20 protein-coding genes are annotated in these 22401 nt (G+C 69.2%); 3 read left to right on the forward strand and 17 right to left on the reverse strand.

The genetic code is table 11. The features are described from left to right. The first annotated feature begins 42 nt into the window (after positions 1–42). Entirely contained in the window at positions 43–1056 is a 1014-nt protein-coding gene (locus QTI51_RS14490; RefSeq protein WP_286514598.1) for a LysR family transcriptional regulator, read from the forward strand. Positions 1057–1098: 42 nt separating this feature from the next. Here QTI51_RS14490 and QTI51_RS14495 read toward each other — a convergent pair whose 3' ends face one another. The 8 genes from QTI51_RS14495 to QTI51_RS14530 all read right to left on the reverse strand — a co-directional run bounded on the left by QTI51_RS14495 (position 1099) and on the right by QTI51_RS14530 (position 10640). Continuing rightward, the gene (locus QTI51_RS14495) at positions 1099–2103 is read right to left on the reverse strand and encodes an isopenicillin N synthase family dioxygenase (RefSeq protein ID WP_286514601.1); all 1005 of its coding nucleotides are present in this window, start codon (positions 2101–2103) and stop codon (positions 1099–1101) included. 64 nt (positions 2104–2167) lie between these two features. Further along, the gene (locus tag QTI51_RS14500; RefSeq protein ID WP_286514603.1) at positions 2168–3034 is read right to left on the reverse strand and encodes an ABC transporter permease; all 867 of its coding nucleotides are present in this window, start codon (positions 3032–3034) and stop codon (positions 2168–2170) included. Then, positions 3031–3864, reverse strand: a complete 834-nt coding sequence (locus QTI51_RS14505) for an ABC transporter ATP-binding protein (RefSeq protein ID WP_286514605.1) — start codon at positions 3862–3864, stop codon at positions 3031–3033. Before QTI51_RS14505 ends, QTI51_RS14500 begins: the two co-directional genes overlap by 4 nt. Beyond that, positions 3861–4889: an adenosine deaminase gene (locus QTI51_RS14510; protein ID WP_286514607.1), complete on the reverse strand. Its 1029-nt coding sequence runs from the start codon at positions 4887–4889 to the stop codon at positions 3861–3863. The genes QTI51_RS14505 and QTI51_RS14510 overlap by 4 nt, the downstream gene beginning before the upstream one ends. Position 4890: 1 nt before the next feature. Beyond that, on the reverse strand, positions 4891–6033 hold the full coding sequence (locus QTI51_RS14515; RefSeq protein WP_286514611.1) for an ABC transporter substrate-binding protein: 1143 nt from the start codon (positions 6031–6033) through the stop codon (positions 4891–4893). A 149-nt stretch (positions 6034–6182) separates the two neighbouring features. Then, on the reverse strand, positions 6183–6995 hold the full coding sequence (locus QTI51_RS14520; RefSeq protein WP_286514613.1) for a TatD family hydrolase: 813 nt from the start codon (positions 6993–6995) through the stop codon (positions 6183–6185). A gap of 229 nt (positions 6996–7224) precedes the next feature. Continuing rightward, on the reverse strand, positions 7225–8490 hold the full coding sequence (locus QTI51_RS14525; RefSeq protein ID WP_286514615.1) for an ABC transporter substrate-binding protein: 1266 nt from the start codon (positions 8488–8490) through the stop codon (positions 7225–7227). Then, positions 8487–10640, reverse strand: coding sequence for an alpha/beta hydrolase fold domain-containing protein (locus QTI51_RS14530; RefSeq protein ID WP_286514618.1), 2154 nt, complete (start codon positions 10638–10640; stop codon positions 8487–8489). Before QTI51_RS14530 ends, QTI51_RS14525 begins: the two co-directional genes overlap by 4 nt. 62 nt (positions 10641–10702) lie before the next feature. Here QTI51_RS14530 and QTI51_RS14535 point away from each other — a divergent pair, with 62 nt between their 5' ends. Next, complete coding sequence (locus tag QTI51_RS14535) at positions 10703–11434, forward strand: TetR/AcrR family transcriptional regulator (RefSeq protein ID WP_286514620.1); 732 nt, start codon at positions 10703–10705, stop codon at positions 11432–11434. Positions 11435–11503: 69 nt separating this feature from the next. Here QTI51_RS14535 and QTI51_RS14540 read toward each other — a convergent pair whose 3' ends face one another. Further along, a complete protein-coding gene (locus tag QTI51_RS14540) occupies positions 11504–12421 on the reverse strand; it encodes a LysR family transcriptional regulator (protein WP_286514622.1) in 918 nt (305 codons plus the stop codon). A 111-nt stretch (positions 12422–12532) separates the two neighbouring features. Here QTI51_RS14540 and QTI51_RS14545 point away from each other — a divergent pair, with 111 nt between their 5' ends. Further along, positions 12533–13513: a Bug family tripartite tricarboxylate transporter substrate binding protein gene (locus QTI51_RS14545; protein WP_286514624.1), complete on the forward strand. Its 981-nt coding sequence runs from the start codon at positions 12533–12535 to the stop codon at positions 13511–13513. A gap of 80 nt (positions 13514–13593) precedes the next feature. Here the strand turns inward: QTI51_RS14545 and QTI51_RS14550 are convergent, their stop codons facing one another. The 8 genes from QTI51_RS14550 to QTI51_RS14585 form a co-directional block, all read right to left on the reverse strand. Further along, positions 13594–14574, reverse strand: coding sequence for a Bug family tripartite tricarboxylate transporter substrate binding protein (locus QTI51_RS14550; RefSeq protein ID WP_286514626.1), 981 nt, complete (start codon positions 14572–14574; stop codon positions 13594–13596). Between the two features lie 141 nt (positions 14575–14715). After that, positions 14716–15708, reverse strand: a complete 993-nt coding sequence (locus tag QTI51_RS14555; RefSeq protein ID WP_286514628.1) for a Bug family tripartite tricarboxylate transporter substrate binding protein — start codon at positions 15706–15708, stop codon at positions 14716–14718. 65 nt (positions 15709–15773) lie between these two features. Further along, complete coding sequence (locus tag QTI51_RS14560) at positions 15774–16511, reverse strand: class II aldolase/adducin family protein (protein WP_286514630.1); 738 nt, start codon at positions 16509–16511, stop codon at positions 15774–15776. Between the two features lie 18 nt (positions 16512–16529). Continuing rightward, complete coding sequence (locus QTI51_RS14565; RefSeq protein ID WP_286514632.1) at positions 16530–18224, reverse strand: FAD-dependent oxidoreductase; 1695 nt, start codon at positions 18222–18224, stop codon at positions 16530–16532. A gap of 144 nt (positions 18225–18368) precedes the next feature. Then, positions 18369–19346, reverse strand: coding sequence for an NAD(P)H-dependent flavin oxidoreductase (locus tag QTI51_RS14570; protein WP_286514634.1), 978 nt, complete (start codon positions 19344–19346; stop codon positions 18369–18371). A gap of 75 nt (positions 19347–19421) precedes the next feature. Then, a complete protein-coding gene (locus QTI51_RS14575) occupies positions 19422–20252 on the reverse strand; it encodes an enoyl-CoA hydratase (RefSeq protein WP_286514636.1) in 831 nt (276 codons plus the stop codon). After that, positions 20252–21205 carry a hypothetical protein gene (locus tag QTI51_RS14580; RefSeq protein WP_286514639.1) on the reverse strand — a complete coding sequence of 318 codons (954 nt, stop codon included), beginning with the start codon at positions 21203–21205 and terminating at the stop codon, positions 20252–20254. The genes QTI51_RS14575 and QTI51_RS14580 overlap by 1 nt, the downstream gene beginning before the upstream one ends. A 125-nt stretch (positions 21206–21330) precedes the next feature. Further along, entirely contained in the window at positions 21331–22374 is a 1044-nt protein-coding gene (locus QTI51_RS14585; RefSeq protein WP_286514642.1) for a DUF2167 domain-containing protein, read from the reverse strand. Between the last annotated feature and the right edge of the window lie 27 nt (positions 22375–22401).

Below are 22401 nucleotides of genomic sequence, written 5' to 3' on the forward strand. Positions count from 1 at the left end.
TGCCGCGGCACCTTGCCTGGTGCCAGCCCACGGAGTTTCTTCTTGAGTCTTGTCTCCACGACCTCGCTTCGGTACTTCGCCGAAGTCGTTCGCACCGGTTCGATCAGGGCGGCTTCCGAAAACCTGTACGTCGCGGCCTCCGCCATCAGCAGGCAGCTCGCCATGCTCGAAGACTCGCTGGGCGCGCCCCTGCTGGAGCGGCGCCAGGGGCGCGGCAAGGTCAAGCTCACGGCGGCCGGCGAGATCCTCATGCGGTACCACAAGAACGTCGTCAAGGAGTCGGGGCGGCTGCATTCCGAGATCGAGGCGCTGCAGGGCCTGAAGCGCGGGCACGTCAATTTCGGCATGCCCGAATCGCTCACGCGCGACTTCATGCCGCAGTTTTTCTCCAGCTTCGCCAAGCGCTATCCGGGCATCTCGTTCAGCGTGAAGGTCAGCGGCAGCCCCACGCTGGGCGAGATGCTGCTCAACGACGACCTGGACGCCTGCTTCACCTTCGGCGACATCGCCTTCCACGACCTGTCGGTGGTCTATTCGCGGCTGCTGCCGCTGTATGTGCTGGTGCCCAACGGGCATCCGCTGGAAGGTTTCGAGTCGCTGCGGCTGTCCGACTGCGCGGAGTACAGCCTGTCGTGGCTCGATTCGTCGCTGTGGGCCAAGCAGCAGTACGACGAGATGCTCGCCAAGGCGAAGATCCGCCCGCGCATCGCGCTGGAAACCAACTCCTACGAGCTCATGCGCAACGTGGCGGCCGAGGGCATGTGCCTCACCTTCACGACCACGCCGCTGGAAGACCCGCACGGGCGGCCCAGGGCGGGCTCCTACGTGCCGCTGAAAGACCCGCGCGCCCGGCCGCAGCGCTTGGCGCTGAGCGTGCACAAGGGCCGCAGCCTGCCGATTCCGGTCGCCGCCTTTTTGTCGGAGCTGACGGCCGCGCTCGAGGAGGCAGAGAAGCTGGCCCGGCCGCCCGAGGAGCCGCGGGCCGAACCGCGCGCATCACAGACATCGCAGACATCGCGGGCATCGCGCGCGCCGAAGGCCCGGCCCGCCAAGTGAGGCGAGCGCCGCGCTGCGGCGTGCCTGGCCGGCGCATTCAGTTCAACCCGCGGCCAGCTCCGCGGGCGTCTTGTACTTCTGCACGGCCGCGAAGCGCCGCACCAGGTACTCGCCCGACTTGATGGGCGCATGCCGCGGCTCGCCTTCGCGCGGCGCGAACTCGGGCAGGCAGGCCACGGGCGTGTCGTAGTCGAGGTTGAAGAAGGTGGGAATCGAATAGCGCTCCCTGCCCGTGCGGTTCGCCACGCGGTGCGGGTTCGACACATAGACGTCGTTGGTCCACACCTTCACCAGGTCGCCCAGGTTGACCACCAGCGTGCCTTCCACATAAGGCGCGGCCACCCACTCGCCGCCGCGCGTGCACAGCTCCAGCCCGCCGATGGGGTCTTGCGCCAGCACGGTCAGCATGCCGTAGTCGGTGTGCGCGGCGGCGCCCAGCTCGAGGTTGGTGAACGACTCCTGCGGCGGATAGTGAAAGAGCCGCGACTGCACCATCGGCTTGGTCGCGTACTGCAGGAAGAAGCCTTCGTCCTTGCCCACGGCCGAGGCGAAGATCTTCAGCAGGTTGCGCCCCAGCGCGATGGTGGCGTCGAAGTAGGCCATGGCCGCGGGCGCGAGCCACGGCTTGTCGGCGGGCCAGCGGTTGGGGCCGTGCAGCGGCAGGCCGCCGGCCACGTCGGGGTCGGTGAGCGGCAGGTCCATGCCGAGCTCGTAGCTTTCCTTCAGGTCGGGCTTGTGGCCCGGATGCTGCGTGACGCCCATGGGCATGAAGCCCCGGCGAAAGCGCTCGTCGATGCGGTCCTTCAGGCGCTCTTCCATCGACAGCGACATGTAGCGGCGGGTGGCGTCGAACACCGCGTCGATCACGGCCTGCGGCACGCCGTGGTTCTTCACGTAGAAGAAACCGGTGTTGGTGCATGCGGCCTTGAACTGCTCGACCACCGGCCCGATGGGACCGCCGGCCAGCCACGGGCCCAGGTCGAGGATGGGCATCTCCTGCGCGGAGGCCCGGCGCGGGGCTTCCAGCTTCTGTTCGTCTTGGGTCATTGCGTTGCTCCTTCGTGGGTGTGGCGTGGGTTTGGTGTGTGGGGTGTGGTGAGGTGTGGCGGCTTCATGTGCCGCGGGAGAGGTCGGTGAACGCGTCCGCCCAGAACACCACGCGCCGCGCGATGGCCTTCACCACGCCGTGCAGCACGATGCCGATGGCCGACAGAACGATCAGGATGGCGAACATGCCCGCCGCATCCATCGAGAAGTTGCGCTGCAGGATGAGGTAGCCCAGGCCGGCCTGCGCGCCCACGAATTCGCCGACGATGGCGCCGATCACGGCCAGCACGATGCCGATGTCCAGCCCCGCGAACACATAGGGCAGCGCATGCGGCAGCCGCACCATGCGGAATACGTGCCAGCCCGAGGCGGTGAAGGCATGCATCAGGTCGATCTGTTCCCGGGGCGCCGAGCGCAGCCCCACGATGGTGTTGGCGAGCACGGGGAAGAACACGATGGTCGCGGTGATCACCACCTTCGACGTGGTGTCGAAGCCGAACCACAGCACGAACAGCGGCGCCACCGCCACCTTGGGCACGGTCTGGAACGCGACCACGTACGGGTAGAGCACCAGTTCGAGCAGGGCGCTCTGCCCGATCAGCGCGCCCAGCACAAAGCCGGCGAACGCGCCGAGCGCGAAGCCCGCGAGGATCTCGTAGAGCGTGACCCACAGGTGCGGCCACACCTCGCCGGACTGGAACACCTCGTACACCGAGCGCGCCACGCCCACCGGCCCCGGAAAGATCAGGTGCGAGACGCCCAGCGCGCTCACCACCAGCTGCCACGCGGCCACCACGGCCACGAAGACGGCCACGGTGAGCGCCTTGCGCCGCAAGGGCGTGAGCCAGGGCGCGGGCGGCGCGAGGTCGTTGCCCTCGGTGTTCACGGGGGTTGCGATGTTGTCGTTGAGGATGTTGTTCGCGGCGTTCATCCGTCGAGCCCTCCACTGGCATTCAGGTTGGCGCGGATGTCGCGCACATGGCTGCCGAAGCGCTCGGTGTTGATCAGCTCCAGCGTGCGGGTGGCGGGCAGGTCGACGTCGATCACCTGCGTGACGCGCCCGGGCCGGGGCGACATGACGACCACGCGGTCGCCGAGGAACACCGCCTCCGGAATGCTGTGCGTCACGAGCATGATCGTGGCGCCCGTGCGTTCGCGCAGCTTCAGCAGCTCGACGTTCATGGTCTCGCGCGTCATGGCGTCGAGCGCGCCGAAGGGCTCGTCCATCAGCAGCAGCATCGGGTCGTTGACCAGCGCGCGCGCAATGCCCACGCGCTGCTGCATGCCGCCGGACAGCTCGCGCGGGTACTTGGTCTCGAAGCCTGCCAGCCCCACCAGGTGCAGGTAGTGCAGGGCGCGCTCGCGCGCGACCGCGGGGTCGCGCCGCTGGATCTGCGCGGGCACCAGCACGTTGTCGAGAATGTTGCGCCACGGCAGCAGCACGGGCGCCTGGAACACCACGCCGATGTCGCGGCTGGGCCCGCTGTGGCGCCGCCCGCCGAGCTCGACCGTGCCGCGGCTCGCGCGCTCCAGCCCGGCCAGGATGCGCAGCAGGGTGCTCTTGCCGCAGCCGCTCGGCCCGACCACGGTGACGAACTCGCCACGCGCGACGCTGAAGCTCACGTCGTGCAGCGCGACCACGTCGGCCCCGTCCTTAGAGCGGAAGGTCTTGTGCAGGCCTTCGAAGCGAAACGCCGGAACGCCGCCCGAGGCCTCGTGCAGCGTCGTGTGCCTCGTGGGGAACTGAACGAGCGCGCTCATGCCGTGGCCTGCTCGGTGCAGTGCGCGACCCACGCGTCGATGGCGCGAAGCGCCGCGGCGCGTTGCTGCGGCGAGATGAAGGCCGCCTCGAAGCTGTTGCGCGCCAGGGCCACCAGGTCGTCGCGGCCCAGGCCGAGCGCCTGCTGGCACGCGAGGTAGTTGTCGTTGACGTAGCCACCGAAGTAAGAGGGGTCGTCGGAGTTGACGGTCACGCACAGGCCCGCGTCCATCAGCCTGCGCAGCGGGTGCTCGGCCATCGAAGGCACCAGGCGCAGCTTGAGGTTGGACAGCGGACACACCGTGAGCGGAATGCGCGCCTGCGCCAGCTGCGCGACCAGCGCGGGGTCGTCGAGGCAGGCGTTGCCGTGGTCCAGCCGCTGCACCTGCAGCAGTTCGACGGCCTCGCGCACGTAGGCGGCCGGGCCTTCCTCGCCCGCATGCGCCACCACCTTGAAGCCGCGCTCGCGGCAACGGCGGAAGAACTCGGTGAACTTCGAAGGCGGGTTGCCCACCTCCGCGCCGCCGAGGCCGAAGCCCAGCAGCCGGTCGTACCAGGGGCGCAACGCGTCGAGCAGCGCGAGCGCCTCGTCCTCGCTGCGGTGGCGCTGCACCACGACGATCAGGCCCGAGCTGATGGCGTCTTCGGCGCGCGCGGCCTCCATGGCGCCCAGCACGCCTTCCATTGCCGTGGCCAGCGGCACGCCGCGGCTGGTGTGGCCCTGCACGCCGAGGAACATCTCCGCATGCAGCACGCGGTCGGCCTGCGCGCGGCGCAGGTAGTCGCGCGTCACGTCGTGGAAATCTTGCGGCTGCACCAGCACGCGGCAGCCGTCGTAGTACAGGTCCAGAAAATCCTGCAGGTCGGTGAAGCTGTAGGCCGCGCGCAGCTCTTCCTCGGTCTGCCAGCGGATCGCCACGCCGTTGCGCCGGGCCAGCCGCAGGAACAGCGCGGGCTCGATGGAGCCTTCGATGTGCATGTGCAGTTCGGCCTTGGGCAGGCCCGCCACGAATTGCTCGGGTGTCATGTCACAGCCCCTTGCAGGCCTTGGCGGCCTCGACGACGGCGTTGTGGTCGAAGCGGTTGATGGCCTCCACGAAGCCGGGCTTCAGGTAGAGCATCGACTCGGGCGGCAGCGTGCGCTTGATGAGCCCGTCTTTCAGCATCACGTCCTGCATGCGGCCGTAGGCGGCGGGGCTCATGGCGCCGATCAGCTTGCCGCCGTTCATGGCCTGGGCGTCGGCCATCGTCTCCAGCTGCGTCTGCAGCAGCGCGAGGTCCCACTTGGCGAGCGTGGCCTCGTCGGTGCCCGTGGGCTTGCCGCCGGGAAAGTGCTTCCAGTGGATCTGGCGCGTGCACTCGGGGTCGGTCTGCGCGAACAGCGTGGCCTTGGCCGCGCCGCGCGCGATGGCCTCGACCATCGCCGGGTCGGCGTCGATGGTCTTCTGCATGGTGGCGAAGGTGAAGTCGGGCAGCGAGTGCCACGCCGGGTCGAACAGCACGCGCATGTTCGCGCCCGCGTTCTGGAAGCCGGTGAGCGCGGAGCCCCAGAACATCAGCGCCTGCACGCGGCCCGTGCGCAGCGCCTCGAGCGCCGGCGCGCCGGCACCGGTGGCGATGATCTGCACCTCGGTGTCGGGGTTGACGCCGTTGGCGCGCAGGTAGCCCTTCAGCAGCGGCATGCCGCCTGTGCCCAGGCTGAAGATGCCGATCTTCTTGCCCTTCAGGTCGGCCACCGTCTTCACGGGGCTGTCCTGCGGCACGCCCACGCCCCAGTCGATCACGCCGGTGCCCATGAGCCCGCGCACGGCGACGTTGTTTTCGGTGTTCGCCTGGATGAGGCCGGTGGAGTTGACTTGCGCGAAGTCGACGCCGCCCGCCACCATCTGCTGGATGCCCTGCAGCGATCCGCCGGTGGTGACGATCTTGACGTCGTAGCCCTCGTCCTTCCAGTAGCCCAGCGCGATGGGCAGCGTGAGCCAGGGGTAGGTGACGTTGACGACCTGCGTGCCCAGCGCGATGGTCACGGGCTTCAGCGGCTTGGCCTGGGCCTGCGCCGCGGGGCTCGACAGCAGCAAGGCCAGCGCGGCAAGCGTGGCCGCGGCGCATGCGGCCATGCGGTCATGCACGCGGGAAAGAAGGGCGAGGGCGGGTGTCAGGTGGGGGCGCATGAACGATCCTGTGTTGGTCGGATCGTTGCGAGATTAGCCCCGGAAACCAATCGCTTTGGATCAATATTCCGTCTGTATTGTTCTAATTTTTAGCGCATTGAATCGGCACCGTAAAAGCCGTTGCCGCGCGCTCTCCACCAGCGATGCACTCAGGCGTGAAGCCCGAACATGCGCCGGCTGTTGGCGCTGCAGGCCTGCACGATCTCATCGACCTCGCGCTGCATGAGCGCTGCGACGCCCGCGGCAACCCAGCGCAGGTTCGCCGGCTCGTTGTGTCCGCGGCGGCTGCCGGCGTTCTTGGGGAACAGGTAGGGCGCGTCGGTTTCAAGGTGCAGCCTGTCGAGCGGCAAGTGCGGCACGGCCTCGCGAAGTGCCTGGCCGCGTTGAAGGTCGGTCACCCAGCCGGTGATGCCGATGTCGAGCCCCATCGCCAGGAAGGCTTCAGCCTCCGCGCGGTCGCCGGTGAAGCAATGCACCACCCCGCGCGCGCCGTCGGCCACCACGGGCGCGAGCATGTCGTGGAAATCGGCGAAGGCGTCGCGGCAGTGGAGAAAGAGCGGCTTGCCCGCCTGCACGGCCATCGACAGTTGCTGCCCGAATGCCGCGCGCTGCGCCTCGGGCGTGGAGAAGTTGCGGTTGTAGTCGAGCCCGCACTCGCCGACCGCCACCACTTCGGGGTGCTTCCACAGCTCGGCCAGTGCGCGGAAGGTGTACGCGTCGAACGACTTCGCGTCGTGCGGATGAACGCCCGCGGTCGCGAAGACCACACCGGGGTGCGCCCTGGCGAGCTCGAGGGCAAGGTGGCTGGACGCGAGCGAGGTGCCCGTGGCCAGGATCTGCGCCACGCCCGCCGCTTGCGCGCGCGCCAGCAGGGACGTGGTGATCGACGCCATTTGCGACGCGTGGAAGTTGACGCCGATGTCGACCATCTTCGGGCCTTCGTGTTTCGAATCTGTGCTCATGCGCCGATGGTACGAGGCGATGGCAGGGCTGGTGCGCGGCGGGTGGCGTGCAAAAAAATGCCCGCGCGAGGCGGGCGAACAATCCCCTCAGGTGTCCGCATGGACGAAGGATCGAGCGGCCAGTCTAGGGCGCGATCGCGGCGCTTGGAATACCCGAAAAGAGGTAGGCCGAGGGGTGGCTTTCGTGCTGGATTTTTCGCTTGCCTGGTGCGTCCGTGGCCGGCCTGGCTCAGGGCTTCTTCACCAGGTTGCAGCGGGATTCCGCGAGCGGCTGGAACGCCTGGTCGCCCGGCACCACGGCCTTGACGTTGTAGAAGTCCCAGGGCTCCTTCGACTCCGACGGCTTCTTGACCTGAACGAGCAGCATGTCGTGCACCATGCGGCCGTCGTCGCGAATGTGGCCGTTGGCCGCGAACATGTCGTTGATGCGCACCGACTTCATCTGCTTCATCACCGCGTCCGCGTCGTCGGTGCCCGCGGCCTGCACGGCCTTGAGGTAGTTGCTCACCGCCGAGTAGGTGCCGGCATGGATGAGGTTGGGCATCTTCTTCTGCTTGTCGAAGAAGCGCCGGCTCCACTCGCGCGTCTGTGCGTTGAGGTTCCAGTAGAAGGCGTCGGTCAGCACCATGCCCTGGGCGGCGGCCAGCCCCATGGCCTGCACGTCGTTGAGGGTACCGCTCAGCGGCACGATGGTCTGCGTCTTGGCGAGCCCGAATTCGCGCGCGGCCTTCACGGCGTTGATCAGGTCGCCGCCCGCGTTGGCGATGGCCACGCCCTTGGCCTTCGAGGCCTGCGCCTGCAGCACGAAGGACGAGAAGTCCGACGTGCTCAGCGGGTGCCGCGCACTGCCGATCACCTTGCCCCCCGCCGCCGTGATGGCGGCTGCGGCCTCCTGCTCGATGGACTGGCCGAGCGCGTAGTCCACGGTAATGAAGTACCAGCTGTCGGTGCCCGCCTTGGTCAGCGCCGCCACTGTGGGGCGCGAGGTGGCGTAGGCGTCCCAGGTGTAGCTCACGGTGTAGGGTGAGCATTCTTCGTTGGTCAGGCGCATCGAGCCGGGCCCGGTGGCGAACAGCAGGCGCTTCTTCTCCCGCGCCACGTTCGACACCGCCAGCGCCACGGCCGAGTTGATGGCGTCCACCACGATGTCGACGTGCTGCGTGTCGAACCATTCGCGTGCCTTGTTGGCGCCGATGTCGGCCTTGTTCTGGTGGTCGGCCGAGACCATCTCGATGGCGAACGCGGGCTTGGCCTCGCGCTTGAAGTCGTCGATGGCCATCTGCGTGGCCACCACCGAGCCGCGCCCGCCGAGCTCGGAAAAGATGCTGTTCATGTCGGTGAGCACGCCCACCTTCACGACCTGGTCCGAGATGCCCGGCGCGGCCGTGGCCACGGATGTGCCCAGCGTCATCGCGCACGCCGCCGCGCACAAGGCTTTCGCGAAGGCGGGACGTTGCCCGCGTCGGATGAAGACGGCGTGGCGTTGCGTGCTCATGCGGCCTCCTTCTGTTCGGCCGATGCGCGCAGGCCACGCGCCCAGTGGCCGGCCTCGGCCAGCGTGCGCTGCGCCTCCGGAAGGAAGGGGAACAGCGTGAACACGTGGACCGAATCGGGCACGAGTTCGAAGCGCACGGCCACGCCGGCGGCGCGCGCCGCTTCCACGAAGCGGGTCGTGTCGCTCTCGAGCACTTCGCCCTGCACCGCGCCCAGGAAGAGCGGCGGCAGGCCGCGCATGTCGCCGAACAGCGGCGACACCATGGGGTCGGTGGGCTCGTGCCCCTGGAAGTACGACGCTGCGAGCTGCGTGAGCGAGTCGCGGTGCGCCGCCGGATCGTCGCCCGAATGCCGCCGCACCGACGGCCCCGACAGCGTGAGGTCGGTGAAGGGGCAGATCGCGATCACGCCGGCCGGCTGTGGCAGCCCGGCGCGCTTCAGCCCCAACGCCAGCGCCAGCGCCAACCCGCCGCCGGAAGACTCCCCGCTCAGCACGATGCGCGATGCGGCCACGCCGCGGGCGAGCAGGCCGCGGTAGGCCTGGAACGCGTCGTCGATGGCGGCGGGGTAGGGGTGCTCGGGTGCGAGCCGGTAGTCGACCGTGTAGCAGTCGCCGCCCAGCGCCGCGGACAGCCGCCCGGCGTACTCGGTCGAGCTCGCGGCCGACCCCATCACGTAGGCACCGCCATGGAAGTGCAGCACGACCGAGCCGGCCGGCTGCGGCGCGCCGCCGTCCACGCGCAGTGCCGGCACGCCGTTGAGCTCGACCGGCGTGACGCCCAGCGACGCGGGTGCGGGAAAGTGCGTGCCCATGAAGCGCTCGTAGGCCGCGCGCTGGCCCCGATGGCCGCGCGCGATGTCTTCCGAGCCGATGGCGCCTTTCCACATGTCGAAGGCGCGCTGGCTTTCGGGCCGCGCCATGCGCTTGCCTTCGCGCGCGGCGCTCAGGCCCACCACCTCGCCGGCCGGCAGCTTGGCCGCTTCGAGGATGTCGTGGCCCCACGCGAAGGCCCACGACGTCTCGGCGAGCGGATCGATGCGCGACAGCCCGCGCCAGCGCCCGTTGCGGTGGCGCACCGATTCCTCGTCGGGCTCGTGCGACTGCTTCACCGCGAAGCGCGCGCCGGCCTGGATGCGCGTGGTGCGCGGCTGACGGCGGCGTTCGTACTCGAGCAGCGCGGCTTCCACCGCGTTGCCGCCGTGGCGGTGCAGGCACGTTGCCAGCACCCATGCGTCCTCGATGGACTGGCATGCGCCCTGCGCCAGGTAGGGCACCATGGCGTGCGCCGCGTCGCCCAGCAGCGTGATGCGCCCGGTGGTCCAGTGCTCGATGGGGTCGCGGTAGTACATGCCCGTGATGAAGCTGGAGTCCACCTGCTCGAGCATGTGCTGCACCGTCGGCTCGCTGCCACGGAAGGAGTCGAGCATCTCGCCGATGTCGCCGCTCTCGGTCCACGACTCGCGCCGCACCTCGGTGGCGGGCACGGCGGCGAGGATGCTGTACAGATCCTTGCGCACCCAGTACGAGATCACGTTGCGCCCCAGGCCGAACCAGTTGTTGCCGGCCACCGGCAGCGCCAAGCCTTCGAGCCGCGCGGCCGGAATCAGCGCGCGCCACATGAGGATGTTGGCGAACTGCTTTTCCTCGGGGCCACGCAAGGCCGTGCGCACCGCCGAGTGGATGCCGTCGGCGCCGATCACCGCGTCGCCCTCGAAGACCTCGCCGGTCTTGAGCACCACGCGCGCGCCCCTGGCGTCCTGCGAAATGGAGGCGCATTCGGCCCCCAGGCGCACCGTGCCCGGCGGCAGCGCGTTGAAGAGCAGCTCGACCAGGTCGGCGCGGTGCACGTTGTACATGAGCGCGCCGTAGCGCAGCGCCGCCTCTGCGCCCAGCGGCGCCAGGTAGAGCAGGCGGCCGGTGTGCAGGTCGCGGTAGTCGTAGCGCTCGGGCACCGTGGCCACCCTGGCCAGCGCGGGCTCCAGGCCGAGCTCTCGCAGCACCAGCGTGCCGTTGGCCGCGATCTGCACGCCGGCGCCGATCTCGGCCATCTGCGCGGCGCGCTCCAGCACAATCGCGTCGATGCCGTGATGCCGCAACGCCAGCGCGGTCGTCAGTCCACCAATGCCGCCACCCACAATGAGAATCTTCATCTGGACACCTGCTTTTCGTATAGTTAACCGAAGTCGGTTAGTTAAGTTAACTCGATAAACTCATGGTCCTATCGGTAAAAACCCTGCGCGCGGACGGCATCGAGACACGTGCGCGACTGAAGGAAGAAGCGCAGCGGCTGTTCGCGCTGCGCGGCATCGACGGCGTGTCGGTGCAGGACATCGTCTCGGCCGCGGAGCAGCGCAACAACGCGTCGCTGCGCTACTACTTCGGCAACAAGCTGGAGCTGGCGCGCGAGCTGGTGGTGGACGGCGCGCGCATCGTCGACGAGATACGCCAGGCCATGCTCGACACGCTGGAGCGCGAGGGCAACCTCACGCTGCCCAGCGTGATGGATGCGCTGACGCTGCCACTGCTGGAGCTGTCGGAGCGCACCGGCCAGGCCACGTACATCCGCATGATCGCGAACCTGCAGCTCAACAACCGCGCGTTCCTTCGAGAGGCGCTCGCGGACAAATGGAACACCGGCTACAAGCGCTGCTTCGCGCACTTGGCGCAGCTGCTGCCCGACATTCCCGAGCCCATCCTCGCGCAACGGCTCACGCTGGCGGGCAACATCTACGGCAACGCGGTGTGGGCGGCCTGGGAGTCGTCGAAGGACAGCGAGGACGGCAGCCGCTTCTGGGCGAGCCGCTATGCGATCTCCAACGTGATGGACACGCTGCAAGGCGTGCTGGAGACGCCGCCGTCTGCACGCACGCTGGCGTTGATCGATGCGCAGCCGGCCTCGCGCAAGGCCGCGGCAGCGGGAGGCAAGCGGCAACGCAAGGCATGACGTGGTGCCTGCGCCTGTACGCGCATCTGTACGCGCGCCTGTACGTGCGCCTTTATGCGCACCTGGCGCTCAGACGCCCTGCGCCTCCCCCTGCTTGAGCACCTGCAGAAACGCTTCCGCCGCCGGCGACAACGACCGCTCGCGCCGCAGGTGCACGCCGATCACCCGCTCGATGGTCGGGCGCATGAGCCGTTGCGTGACCAACCGCTTCTCGGGCGCCACGATGGACGGCGGCACCACCACCACGCCGAGCCCGTTCGCCGCCAGCGCCACCGCGGTGGCGAGCAGCGAGACCTCGTGCGCGATCTTGAGTTCCACGCCAGCTTCGCGCGCGGCCGCCTCGATGCGGCCCCTGATGCCGTAGCCCGAGCGCACCGTGACCAGCGGCAGCGCGCTCAGCTGCTTCCACGTCATCGGAACACCGCCCGCGAAGGCGGGCGAGGGGAGCGCCGCGGCCACCAGGGTTTCGCGGATCAGCACCTCCTCGCGCAGGCCGGCCACGGGCGCCTCCAGCGTTCCGATGCCGAAGTCGACATGGCTGGTCTCGATGGCGTGGACGAAATCGGCGGGGCCGACCTCTTCGATCTCCAGGCTCACGCCAGGGTGGCGGTCCAGAAACCTGCGCATCGCGGGCGGCAGCATGGCCTGCGCCACGGCGGCGGTGGCCACCACGCGCACGCGGCCGGCATGCAGGCCCGCAAGCTCGCTCATCGATGTCGTCAGCCCCTCCATTTCCGCCAGGGCCCGCTGCGCGTACCCGATGGCGCGGGTGGCGGCGTCGGTGCGGTGGATGGCGCGCGTGTGGCGGTCGAACAGGTTCAGCCCGAGCTTGCCCTCCAGCTCGCGCAGCAGCATGGTGACCGCCGGCTGGGTGAGCGCGAGCTCCTGCGCGGCGGCCGACACGCTGCCCGCGTGGTAGACCGCCACGAAGGCGCGCAACTGCCGCACCGAGGGAAAGGAAGATAAGGGTTGCTTATGAATCGTCATGGAAGGATTCATTTTTCAGAAAACATGCCCTGGACTCTAATCAAGAACATTCCCTGAAAACACAAACCTGCAGACCCCTGCATCGAACGCGGGCTGCAACGGAGACAAACAATGAACAGACGCAACGCGATCCTGCGGGCGGCCGCGGCCATGGCGGCCGCCACGGCCGCGGCCCATGCATGGGCCCAGGGCGACAAGCCCGTCACGCTCGTGGTTCCCTACGCGCCGGGCGGCACCACCGACCTGCTCGGGCGCATCCTGGCCCGGGAGATGGCGCCGCTGCTGGGCGGCACCATCGTCGTGGACAACAGGCCCGGCGCGGGCAGCGGGCTGGGTGCGGCCTACGTCGCGCACGCGCCCGCGGACGGCCGCACCTTGCTCGTGGCCACGAGCACCACGCTGGCCATCAACCCCTGGCTCTACAAGCGCCTGGGCTACGACCCGGCCAAGGACTTCGCGCCCATCGGCATGATCGGCTCGGTGCCGCTGGTGGCGGTGGTGAACGCGTCGGTGCCGGTGCGCTCCGTGGCGGAGCTGGTCGCGCTGTCGAAGGCGCAGGCGGGCAAGTGGAGCTACGGCTCCGCGGGCAACGGCAGCCCCCAGCACCTGGCCGTGGAAATGTTCAAGTCGGCCACCGGCGCCGACCTGACGCATGTGCCCTACCGCGGCAGCGCGCTGGCCATGACGGACCTGCTCGGCGGGCAGATCCAGTTGATGTTCAGCGACATTCCCCCGGCCCTGGCCCATGTGCGAACCGGCCGGCTGCGGGCGCTGGGCGTGACGTCGGCCAGGCGCCAGTCGGCGATGCCCGAGGTGGCGACGCTGGCCGAGTCGGGTGCCGCCGGTATGGGCGAGTTCCAGGCGGTGGCCTGGCAGAGCCTGGTCGCGCCGGCCGGCACGCCGCCGGAGCTGGTCGCGAAGTATGCGGCCGCGCTCGACAAGGTGATGAAGCAGCCCGAGATCCAGTCGCGCCTGGCGTCCGAAGGGGTCGAGGCGGCCACGATGTCGCCGCAGCAACTTGCCGCGTACATCAAGTCGGAGACCGCGCGCTGGGGCGCGGTGGTGAAGGCCTCCGGCGCGACGATGGACTGAGGCGCCGCAAGGCGCCATCGCGGGGCAGCGCGGGCGCACCGATGCCAATACCGGTGCCAGCACCGGCCTGCGCAACCGCGTCAGTCAGGCTTGAAGCCGGAATCCCTCACGACCGGCGCCCACTGCGCCAGCTCAGCCGCCTGCAGCCGCGTGAAGTCGCTCGACTTCAGGTAGGCGGGCTGCAGCACCAGCTTGGCCAGCTTCGCCTGCACCTCCGGATCGGCCATGACCTTGGCCAGCGCCTGCTCGATCTGCGCGACCACGGCGGGGGGCGTCTTCGCGGGCAGGAACGCGCCGAACCAGCCCTCCACCGGCGCCATGCGGATGCCCTGCTCGGCCAGCGTGGGAATCTCGGGTGCCAGCACGTAGCGCTTGTCGCTGAAGATGCCGAGCACGCGGATCTTGCCGGCGCGCTGGTGCTCGATCTGGTCGACCAGCGTGTCGATGGCCGCCTGCAGGTGCCCGCCGATCAGGTCGGTGACCAGCGGCGCGCCGCCCTTGAAGGCGATGTGCGTCCATTCGAGCCCGGTCGTCTTGCCGAACTCCAGGCCCGCGAAGTGCGCGAGTCCGCCGGCGCCGGAGGTTCCGAAGTTCGGGTTCGGCGCGGCCTTCATCGCGGCGACCAGTTCGGGCGCGGTCTTGATGCTGCTGGTGCCCGGCACCGCGAGCCCCATCGGATAGCTGGCGAGCCGCGCCAGGGGAATGAAGTCTTCCATCACCTTGTAGTCGGTCTGCCCCGCGTACACGAGCGACTGGATGGTGGTCAGCGCATTGGGCGCGATGAGGATCACGCTGCCGTCCGCGGGCGCGCGCTTGAGCTGCGACGCCGCAATGCGCCCGCCCGCGCCGGGCTTGTTGTCGACCACCACCGAGGTCTTGAGCAGCTCCTGCAGCGGCTGCGTGATCAACCGCGCCAGCTGGTCGACGCTGCCACCGGGCGGGTAGGGCACCACGAGCTTGACCAGGGGCGGGATCGGCTGGGCCTGGGCATGCGAGGCGGCCGCCAGGGCAACCATGGACAGGCCGCAGGCCATCAGCAGGCGCCGGGTGAAATGGGACATGGTGGTCTCCGTGAAGTGCGTGAAGTGCGTGAAGTGCGTGAAGTGGCACTGGGTGGGGTGTTCGCGATGGCGCTCGGCGAGCGAGCTGCGGCCATGGATGGCGTCGGGGCGGTGAGGGCGTGGTGGCGCTGCGGCGGCCGGTCACTTCTGCGGCTGCCCGGGCAGCCGCGAGATCACGGCGGCCCAGCGCCGCGACTCCGCGTCGATGAAGCCCGCGAAGGGCTTCGGCCCGAGGTAGGCGGGCTCGGCCGACAGCGTGAGGATCTGCGCCTGCACCTCGGGCTTTTCCAGCACGGTGCGCAGGCCCGCCGCGAGCTTGTCGCTCACCTCCGGCGGCAGGCCCTTCGGCGCGAACATGCCTAGCCATGCCGGTGCCGCGTAGCCGGGCACGGTCTCGCCGATGCTCGGGATGTCCGGCGCCAGCTTCGAGCGGCCCGCGCTGGTCACGCCCAGCGCCTTCACCGTGCCGGCCTTCAGGTGGCCCGCCACCGAGGTGAGGTCCACGAACGCGACGGGCACCTGGCCGCCGATGACGTCGCTCACGGCCGGCGCGCTGCCGCGGTAGGGCACGGCGGGCAGCCGGGTCTTGGTGGTGCTGGCCAGCAGTTCGGCCGCCAGGTGGTGGGCGGTGTACTGGCCGGAATTGCCCGTGGGCACTTCGGTGGTCTTGGCGGCATCGAGCAGTGCCTGTAGCGTGGCGTAGCCAGCACCCGAGCCAGACCCAGAGGCCGAACCGGACCCTGCCACCAGCACCAGCGAAATGTCGGCCACCTTCGCCAGCGGCTGCAGCTGCTTCTGCGGGTTGAGCGCGGGCGCGTCGGGCAGGTGGGGGCCGATGACGATCGCGCCCGCGGCACCCATGCCGAGGGTGTAGCCGTCGGGGTTGGCCTTGGCCACCAGCATCAGGCCGGTCGCGCCGCCGGCGCCGGGCTTGTTGTCCACGATCACGGGCTGGCCCAGCACCTGCCCCAGTTCGCGTGCCACGACGCGCGCGACGCCGTCGGCCGATCCGCCGGCCGCGAAGGGCGCGATGACCGTGACCGGCCTCGAGGGAAAGGCCTGGGCCTGCGCACCCAGGGCCGCGCCGGCGAGCCCGACGGCGCACAGGAGTCTTCGAAGAGGCAGGTGGCGCACGGTTGTCTCCGTTGGTTGTTGTTGTGGTCGTCGCTGTCGCCGTTGTCGTGTCGTGCGGGCGGCGCTCAGGTGCCGATGCCGGCACGCCGCAGCATGGTGTCGAAGATGAGCCGATGCACCTCGCCCTTGCCCGCGACACGCGTCTGCGGCACGGTGCGCAGGATGGATTCGGGAATGGCCCGGTTCGGCCCGCTGCCCGCATCCGACGCGAGCTGGATCTCGCAGGCGCGCTGCATCACCCACAGCCGGTTGAAGGCGGTCGGAATGTCGGGGCCGACCACCAGCAGCCCATGGTTGCGCAGGATGAGGTGGTTGCGGCTGCCCAGCGACTTCACGAGCCGCGGCTGCTCGTCGAGGTTGGTCGTCACGCCTTCGTAGTCGTGGTACGCCAGGTCGTCGTACAGCATGGCGCTGTAGAAGTTGTCGTGGCGCAGGCCCGATTCCTTCGACGCCACCGCGCAGCCCGCGGTGGTGTGCACATGCATGATGCAGTGGGCATCGGCCCGCGCCGAATGGATCGCGCTGTGGATCACGAAGCCCGCGCGGTTCACCTGTCCGGTGTTGCCTGGGTTGCCGGGGCTGTCGATGCGGGGGCTGCCGTCGACGTCGATGCACACCAGGTTCTCGGGCGTGACCTCCGCGTAGTGCAGGCCGAAGGGGTTGATCAGGTATGCGGGCTTGCCGCCCTCGGCGCCCGGCACCCGCACCGTGATGTGGTTGAAGATGAGTTCCGTCCAGCCGAGCCAGTCGAACAACCGGTAGCAGGCGGCGAGGTCTTTGCGGAGCTTGGCTTCTGTGTCCATCGGGGTCTTTCCATGTGACTAGGCGGGCGTGCCCAGTTTGTCCAAGCTATCCAAGTTATCCACGTTGTTCAGCTTGCCGGTCAGCCTGTCGATCAGGGCCAACGCATCGCCGGGCACGCGGTCGCCGCGCCATGCGACATGCTGGTCCGGCCGCGAAAGCAGCAGCGCGTGGCGGTAGGCATCGGGCACGGCCCGGGCCTGCACGTCGAGCACCGCGAGAGGCATTCCCCGGCGCGCGGCCGCCTCCAGCAGCGCGCCGGCATCGGCCTGCGGATCGAAGCGCAGCAGCGTGTACTCGGGCCCCATCGCGTCATACAGGGAGCGCCCGTCGTCCAGCCAGAAGTGCGGCGTGCGGCAGCCGGGCACGGTGGACGGGGTGAACCCGTCCATCGAGTACGCGGGGGCCTGCTCCTCGTCGTAGGCGATCAGTGGAGAGGCGTCGTAGTAGTAGCCGAAGTTCAGCCCCGCGCAGCAGTACTGCTTGACGTTGAGGTCGTACAGCGCCTGCCCGGCCGCCCGGCGGGCCTGCTCGCCCGCGGGGCCGGGCGCCTCGATGCCGGCGGGCACGCCCTCGCGCTCCTTCTGCAGGGCGATGGCGTGGTTCATCGCAAAGCTGGACACCTGCTCGGTGATCGGCTGGCGCTCGGCTTCGTAGGCGGCCAGCACGCCTTCCCCGGCCCAGCCATTCAGCCGCGCGGCCAGTTGCCACGACAGGTTCATCGCGTCGGCGATGCCGGCGTTCATGCCGTAGCCCGCCATCGGCACCCACAGGTGCGACGCGTCGCCGCAGATGAACACGCGGCGGTCGCGAAACCTGTCGGCCACCAGCCGGCGGCCGACCCAGTCTTCCTTCGAGATGATCTCGTAGCTGAAGTCGTCGCCCACGCCGAGGATGGTGCGAATGGCCCAGTCGCGGTCGACCGAGTCGAAGGCCAGCTCGTCCGAGCGCAGGTAGTTGTGCAGCAGGAAGGTCTCGCGCCCGTCGATGGCATACACGTTGCCGCTGCGCCGCGGGTTGAGCGAAAAGGTGGCCCACGCCGGCGCATGGCCGGTGCGCGCGAGCAGGTCGGGCGCGCGGAAGTAGGTCGACTGCACGCGCCCCACCACGTCGGTGCCGGAGAGCTTCGCGCCGATGGCCTTGCGCACGGCCGAGCGGCCGCCGTCGCAGCCCACCAGGTACTGGCAGCGGACGTGGATCTCCTCGCCCGTGTCGAGGTCGATGCCCCGGGCGCGCACGCCCTGCGCGTCCTGCGTGAACTCGTCGATGCGCGTGCGGCTGAGAATGGTGACGCCCGGCGTCGCCTCGGCATGCGCGAAGAGCACCGGCTCCAGGTAGATCTGGTTGATGCGGTGCGGCGGCTCGGGAGTGGGCCACCAGCCATCGGGGCCGCTCTTGTCGGTGTAGCGCGTGGCGCGCGAGGGAATGTGGATGCGCGAGAGTTCTTCGCCGGTGAAGCTGGTGCGGTACGACACGTCGTTGGCGTGGTCGGCCGGCAGGCCCGTCTCGCGCAGCGCCTTCGAGACGCCCAGGCGCCTGAAGATCTCCATGGTGCGGGCCGAGACGTGATTGCACTTGACGCTCGGCGCTTCGCCGCGGTGGCGCGTCTCGGCCACGAGCACGCCGATGCCCCGCTGCGCGAGGTCGATGGCCAGCGCCAGGCCGACCGGTCCGGCGCCGACGATCAGGGCCTGCGTCTCGATGTTCTGGGTCATGCGCTGTTTCTGTGAAAAGAGGTGGAACACCCCTGATTACAGTGAAAGCGCCGGCCGAAGGAAAATCAATTCTTCAAGGCCGATTCATCAGAATGCCTTATCCGTTGCGTGCACCCCGTGGATGCACGGGCAGCCCGCCCGGGTTCAGCGCGCAGCGAAGCGCGCCAGCCGCTGCCCGATGATTTCCTCGGCCTCGCGCATGATCCGGTCGATCAGCTGCTTCACCGTCGGCACGTCGTGGATCAGCCCGGCCACCATGCCGCACGACCACGCGCCGGCGTCCATCGCGCCCTCGCGCATGATCTTCGGGTACACGCCCGCCACCTCGTCGAGGATGTCCTCGAACTTCAGCGCCGCGCCCAGCGTGCGCTCTTTCTCGATCAGGCGCTCCACCGCCGCGTTCTTCAGCACCCGCTCGGTGTTGCGCAGCGGGCGCATCACCAGGCGCGTGTCGAGCTCGCTCGCGGCCACGATGGCCTGCTTGACGTTCTCGTGCACCGGTGCCTCTTGCGTTGCGATGAAGCGCGTGCCCATGTTCATGCCTTCGGCGCCGAGCGCGAGCGCGGCCACCAGCGAGCGGCCATCGGCCATGCCGCCGGAGGCGACGAACGGAATCTTCAGCTCGTCGGCCGCGCGCGGCAGCAGGATGAAGTTGGGCACGTCGTCTTCGCCCGGGTGGCCGCCGCACTCGAAGCCGTCGACGCTCACGGCGTCGCAGCCGATGGACTCGGCCTTCAGCGCGTGGCGCACCGAGGTGCACTTGTGGATCACCTTCACGCCGGCCTCGTGCAGCGCGGGCAGCCACTTCTGCGGGTTGTTGCCCGCGGTTTCCACCGCCTTGATGCCGCCGTCGAGGATGGCGCGGATGTAGCCCGGGTAGTCGGGCGAACTCACGGTCGGCAAGAAGGTGAGGTTCACGCCGAAGGGCTTGTCGGTCATTTCGCGGCAGCGCGCGATTTCCTGCGCGAGCAACTCGGGCGTGCGCTGCGTGAGGCCCGTGATGATGCCCAGGCCGCCTGCGTTGGACACGGCGGCCGCCATTTCGGCGAAGCCGACGTAGTGCATGCCGCCCTGGATGATGGGATGCTCGATGCCGAACAGCTCGGTGATGCGGGTCTTCATGAAGGTCTGCCTCGATGGATAAGGAATGAGTGGAGGAAAACGGATGCGCGCGGGGCCGCCGTGAACAGCGCTGCTTCAGCGCCCCTGGAACACGGGCTCGCGCTTCTCGACGAAGGCCCGGCTGGCTTCGCGGTGGTCTTCGGTCTGGCCGCAGTGCACGTGGTGCGTCGCCTCGAGGTCGAGGCAGTCGTCCACGTCGCCGGCCATGGCGCGGTTCAGGTTTTCCTTCATGTAGCGGTAGGCCACGGTCGGGCCGGCGGCCAGGGTGCGCGCGATCTGCGCGGTGCGCTCGGCCAGCTCTTCGGGCGCGCACACCCAGTTGGCCAGGCCCAGCTTCAGCGCCTCTTCCGCGCTCACGCGCGGCGACAGCAGGTAGAGCTCGCGGGCCTTGGCCGCGCCGACCAGCTGCGTCATGAAATAAGTGCCGCCGTAGTCGCCCGAAAAGCCGACGCGCGCGAAGGCCGTGGTCATGATCGCGGTGCTGGCCATCACGCGCAGGTCGCATGCGAGCGCCAGCGACAGCCCGGCGCCGGCAGCGGGCCCGGGCAAGGCGGCGAGGGTCGGCTTGGGCATCTTGAACAGCCGACCCGCGGTGCCGCGCTGGTTGGCGCGCTGGCGGTGAATGGCCTGGTCGATGGTCAGCGCGCCCACGGTGCCGTCGCCCGACGCGGCCATGCCCTTGACGTCGCCGCCCGCGCAGAAGCCCTTGCCCGCGCCGGTGAGCACGATGCAGCGCACCCGGGTGTCGAGCTCGGCGGCGGCCAGCTGCGCCTCGAGCGCCTGGTTCATGGCGAGCGACATCGCGTTGCGCGCCTCGGGCCGGTTCAGGGTCAGCGTGAGCACGCCCTCGTCGAGCGTGGCCAGGAGATGGGGAGTGCCGGTGTCGATGCTGGTGGGTTGGCTCATCACAGGTTCCCCTCCAGTGCCTTCGCCTCGGCTTCGTAGTGCGGGTACGAGGCCTTCATGGTGGCCCCGTTCAGGATCATCTCGGCCACCAGCGTGCGCGAAGGCAGCTCGTAGACCTTGGTGCGCACCCACACGGACTCGGTGCGCGCGCTTTCGCTCAGCGCGACGATCTCGCGCTCCAGCTCGTAGTCGGTGCCGACGAAGAGCGGGCCCTTCACCAGGCTGATTTCCTGCCCCGCGAAAAGGCCCACGGCCGGCTTGCGCCCGCCGAGCTGTGCCTCGGCGATGGTGGAGCCGAGCAGCACGCTGATCATCTCGGTCGGGATGATGGCGCGGCCCCACGGCGAGCGCTGGCCGCCTTCGGGCGTGTACCAGTCGCAGGGCTCGGTGATGACCTTGAGCTTGTCGTTCAGCGTGAACGGGTAGTGCTCGCCCATGTCCTGGTCGAAGCCCATGCGGATCTTCTCGGTGACCGCGCCGCGCTGGCCCACCTTCAGGTCGCGGTTGATCACCAGCCCGGTGGGCGGGCGCAGCTTGGCGATGCGCTGGCAAAGCTCGTGCGGGTGCGCCGAGGCATCGCCTACCGAGGCCGTGCCCTGCAGCACCGGCGTGCCGTCGGCCTTCTCCGCGCGCAGGCGCACGAAGGTGGCGCCGGGCGCGGGCCGCTCGACGAAGGCGCGCACCGATTCGCCCTCGACCACCATGTTCTGGTAGTGCGCGCTGATGCAGCCGGTCTCGAACCAGGCCTGGCCGAACAGCTCGAACAGCAGGGGGTCGAACTGGCTGAAATGCGTCGGGCCTTCGATGGGCCCGGCCCGCAGGCCGAGGCCCTCGGCCATGGCGTCGTCGTGGATGGACTTGTGGCCGTCGTACTTCTGGTCGGCCAGCATCTGGCGCGGTTGGCGCAGCGGGCCGCAAAGCTGGAACGTGGTGGCGGGGAAGGGCGAAGTCATCGAGGGTTGAGCCTGGCGTGGAGCCCCTGCGGGCGATTCCACGATAGTGCCAAAGCTCGGCGGCAGCGCTTGTCGCCTACGTCACAGCCGGGCGCCTTCCCTGTGCGCCCTTCGGCTTCGACGGATCAAGCCGCGGGAGGCTTCGGCGGCTCGTTAACGGCGGGCGTGTCGTTCGTGGGCGTGGCCGCGAACGGGGCTGCTTCCACAGGCGTCGCCACCGGAACGTTGGCGGGTTCCTTCTTCTTGAAGATCTTCGCGATGCCCCACAGCGCGGCGCCCACCGCCACGATCGCCAGCTTCGCGAACTTGGCCGCGAAGGCCAGGATGATCGCGAACAGCCCCAGCTTCTTCACCGCCACGCCGGCCACCAGCGCGGCCAGGCCGTAGGCCGCGACCTTGTCGGTGGAGGAGTTGAAGTCCGCGTACTTCTTGCCGTCGTCGTACTGCAGCGCGGTCAGCAGCTTGGCCGCGTCGGGCTTGTACTTGTCGAGGTCGCGCGCGTTGGTGATGAGGTTCAGGCTCAGGTAGCCGTCGCGGCCCAGCGCGTAGGTGTTGTAGTTCACGCCCTGGTTGTCGTCGGCGCCGCCCTTGCGCTTCGACAGCGCCGACCACACCAGCCGGTGCGTGCCCGACTCGTACTCGGGCTTCTGCGCCCAGCCCATCACCTCGATGGCCGGAATGCCGCGCTTGGCGCGCTCTTCGTTCGCGGCCTCGGTCCCTTCCTTCAGGCTCTTGAGCAGGTCGTCGGCGTTCCAGTCCTTCGCGTCGTCGTCCTTGATGTAGCCCTCTTTCACGAACTTGACCACGGCCATCCAGTCGGCGTCGTCGGCGGGAAAGATGGCGCCCAGGAAGGTGTCGTCGGTGCGGTTGCCCATGGCCCGCATGATCTGCGCGGCCGCGGGCGTGGGCACCCACACGTAGCCTTCGGGCAGCTTCAGGTGGGCCTGGTCGCGCAGCGCGATGTCGGTGGGGCCGACCTTCTGCACCGCCTTGGCGGCCTTGAATGCGGCCTCCTGCTCGGCTTCGAGCGAGCTGGCGTTCGAGGCCGATGCGGCGTTGGCGGATGTGTCGGAAGCGTTGGACGACGACGCTGCGGTGCTGGTTTGCGCCACGAAAGCGGCGCACGCCAGCAGCAGGCCGGCCGTCAGGCGGGCGGTTTGAATACGCAAGTTCTCTCTCCTCGGTTGTTATGAATT

This window comes from Variovorax sp. J22G73 (assembly GCF_030317035.1).
Taxonomy (GTDB): domain Bacteria; phylum Pseudomonadota; class Gammaproteobacteria; order Burkholderiales; family Burkholderiaceae_C; genus Variovorax.